Here is a 2,385-nt window from a genome sequence, read left to right on the forward strand (position 1 = left end):
CGCGGCCGCGCACCGCGACCGGCGCGCGCTGGTGGTCGACGACGACGACAACGCGCGCGAAACGCTCGGCGCGATGCTGTCGGCGCTCGGCATCGAAGCCGATCTGTGCGGCACCGGGCAGGAAGGCGTCGCGCGCTTCGGTACGGGTCATTACGACATCGTCGTGCTCGATCTCGAGCTGCCGGACTTGAGCGGCTTCGAGGTCGCACGGCGGATTCGCACGGTCGCGGTACCCGACGACGATGGCCGGCATCCGGCGATCCTCGGCGTCAGCGCATATGAATCGGCCGCGCTGCGCGAGAACAAGCAGGTGTTCGACGAATTCCTGCCGAAGCCCGTCCACCTGCGCGAACTCGGCGCGCTCGTCGAGAAGCTGCTCGCCTGAGACGGGGCGCCGGCGATGTCGTTGCCGTGTGCGCCCGCTTACTCGCCGATCAGATGCAGCACGATATCGCGGCGGTGCGCTGCGCGGCGATGCTCGAACAGATAGATGCCCTGCCACGTGCCGAGCACCATGCGCCCCTGCTCGACCGGGATCGACAATTGCACCTGCGTGAGCGCCGTGCGCAGGTGCGCCGGCATGTCGTCGGCGCCTTCGGTGTCGTGCTCGTAGCGCGTGGCGTCCTCGGGGGCGAGCGTCGCGAAGTAGCGCTCGATGTCGCGCTGCACCGACGAATCGGCATTCTCCTGGATCAGCAGCGATGCCGACGTATGGCGGCAGAACACGGTGAGCAGGCCGGTGCGGATCGCCTGCTGGTCGACGAAGGCGCGCACCTGCGACGTGAATTCGACGAGGCCGCTGCCGCGCGTGTCGATGCCGATGTGCGTGATCGCCTGTTGCATCGCTATAACCTCAGGCCAGTGCGGCGAAGCCGTCGGCTTCGATCTGCTTCGCGTCGGCCGGGCGCACGACGCGCGCGACTTCGACACCATCGCGCAGGAACACCAAGGTGGGCCACAGCTTCACGCCGAACGAGCGGCCAAGCGGGCGGCCCGGGCCATCCTCGATCTTCAGGTGCCGCACGGCGGGATGCGCGGAAAACGACGCCACGATCGCCGGCTGCGCGCCCGCGCAGATCCCGCACCAGTTCGCACCGAATTCGATGACGGTTGGGCCGCTCAGTGCGTCGACTTCCGCGCGCGTCGGCGCGTTGGCGGTGTAGCGTTGCTCGGTATCCATCAGGCCCTCGTGTGCGTTGGCGGAACAGGGCCGCGCGCCCGTGCGATGCGGCGGGTGCGGCCTGCGACCTCTTACTGTAGCGGAAAAGCGTGCGCGGTGCCGGAGGGTCCGGCCCGGCGCACATGCCGTCCGCGCGCTCCCTCCGGAATGACACGACAAGATTCGGAGCGCCGCGCCGTCGCGACAGGATCAGCATGCGGACTGATCCCTCAACGAAGGCACCGACCATGAACGCTCCGCATTGCGTCACCGAACCGAACATCCTCTATTTCGGCACACCCGTCGTGCTGGTCAGCACGCTGAACGAAGACGGCACGGCCAATCTCGCGCCGATCTCGTCCGCGTTCTGGCTCGGCTGGCGCGGCGTGATCGGCATCGCCGCCAGTTCGCAGACCACCCGCAACCTGCTGCGCACCGGCGAGTGCGTGCTGAACCTGCCGTCGTCGGCACAGGCCCACGCGGTCGACCGGATCGCGCGCACGACGGGCACCTACCCGGTGCCGGACGGCAAGCGCGCGAAGGGCTACGTGTACGAACCCGACAAGTTCGGCACGGCCGGGCTCACCGAGGCGGCCTCGCAGACCGTCGCGCCGCCGCGTGCGCTCGAATGCCCGGTGCACATGGAAGCGGTCGTCGCAGCGACGCATGGAATCGGTGAGGAAGCGCCCGACGTACGCGGCCACATCCGCGTGTTCGAAGTGCGCATCCAGCGCGTGCACGTGCATCCCGACCTGCTGATGGACGGTCATCCGGACCGCATCGATCCGGACAAGTGGTCGCCGCTGATCATGAGTTTCCAGAAGTTCTACGGCCTCACGCCACATCAGGTGCACGCGTCGCGACTCGCCGAGATTCCCGAGTGCGCATATCGCAGCCCGGACATCGAGCGCTCGCGTGATGCGGGTGTGCCGGCTGGCGCCGGGCGGTAGTGGCGTGAAGCGTGATGGCCCGCACGTTGCGGCAACGACTCGATACCGCATGAACCGCATCGTTGCCGCCAGCCGGCGGCGCGACGCACGAACAGGAGCACATCGATGAACCCGACGATCCGCCATGCGTCCGCCGGCGCGGCCGAACCCGCGACGCCGGCCCGGCACCGCCTCGTGCTGCCGGCGCTGTGCATCGCGGTGCTGATCGCGCAGATCGACACCGCGATCGTCAATCTCGCGACCGAACCGATCGGCACCGCCTTCGGCGCACGCGTC

The 2,385-nt window shown here is 68.6% G+C and carries 4 protein-coding genes and 1 pseudogene; 3 read left to right on the forward strand and 2 right to left on the reverse strand.

The window, feature by feature from the left end; all coding sequences use genetic code 11:
• Positions 1-385: response regulator (locus G3N93_RS38290; protein WP_206135362.1), on the forward strand; the 385-nt coding region annotated here is incomplete at its 5' end.
• A gap of 38 nt (positions 386-423) precedes the next feature.
• On the opposite strand, the gene G3N93_RS38295 is transcribed toward G3N93_RS38290, so the two are convergent.
• Both G3N93_RS38295 and G3N93_RS38300 read right to left on the reverse strand, forming a co-directional pair.
• Positions 424-843, reverse strand: a complete 420-nt coding sequence (locus G3N93_RS38295) for a secondary thiamine-phosphate synthase enzyme YjbQ (RefSeq protein ID WP_174939513.1) — start codon at positions 841-843, stop codon at positions 424-426.
• Positions 844-853: 10 nt separating this feature from the next.
• Positions 854-1,180: a thioredoxin family protein gene (locus G3N93_RS38300; protein WP_206125038.1), complete on the reverse strand. Its 327-nt coding sequence runs from the start codon at positions 1,178-1,180 to the stop codon at positions 854-856.
• 227 nt (positions 1,181-1,407) lie between these two features.
• Between G3N93_RS38300 and G3N93_RS38305 the strand changes: the two genes are divergently transcribed.
• Together G3N93_RS38305 and G3N93_RS42555 are read left to right on the forward strand one after the other, a co-directional pair.
• The gene (locus G3N93_RS38305; RefSeq protein ID WP_206135363.1) at positions 1,408-2,109 is read left to right on the forward strand and encodes a flavin reductase family protein; all 702 of its coding nucleotides are present in this window, start codon (positions 1,408-1,410) and stop codon (positions 2,107-2,109) included.
• A gap of 105 nt (positions 2,110-2,214) precedes the next feature.
• Positions 2,215-2,385 (forward strand): annotated as a pseudogene (locus G3N93_RS42555) (MFS transporter); the annotation flags it as partial.

This window comes from Burkholderia sp. Se-20378, from assembly GCF_017104665.1.
GTDB classification, from domain to species: domain Bacteria; phylum Pseudomonadota; class Gammaproteobacteria; order Burkholderiales; family Burkholderiaceae; genus Burkholderia; species Burkholderia lata.

Coding starts and splice junctions, on each gene's coding strand:
- G3N93_RS38295 (WP_174939513.1), bottom strand. CDS start 843: ATGCAACAGGCGATCACGCACATCGGCATCGACACGCGCGGCAGCGGC.
- G3N93_RS38300 (WP_206125038.1), bottom strand. CDS start 1,180: ATGGATACCGAGCAACGCTACACCGCCAACGCGCCGACGCGCGCGGAA.
- G3N93_RS38305 (WP_206135363.1), top strand. CDS start 1,408: ATGAACGCTCCGCATTGCGTCACCGAACCGAACATCCTCTATTTCGGC.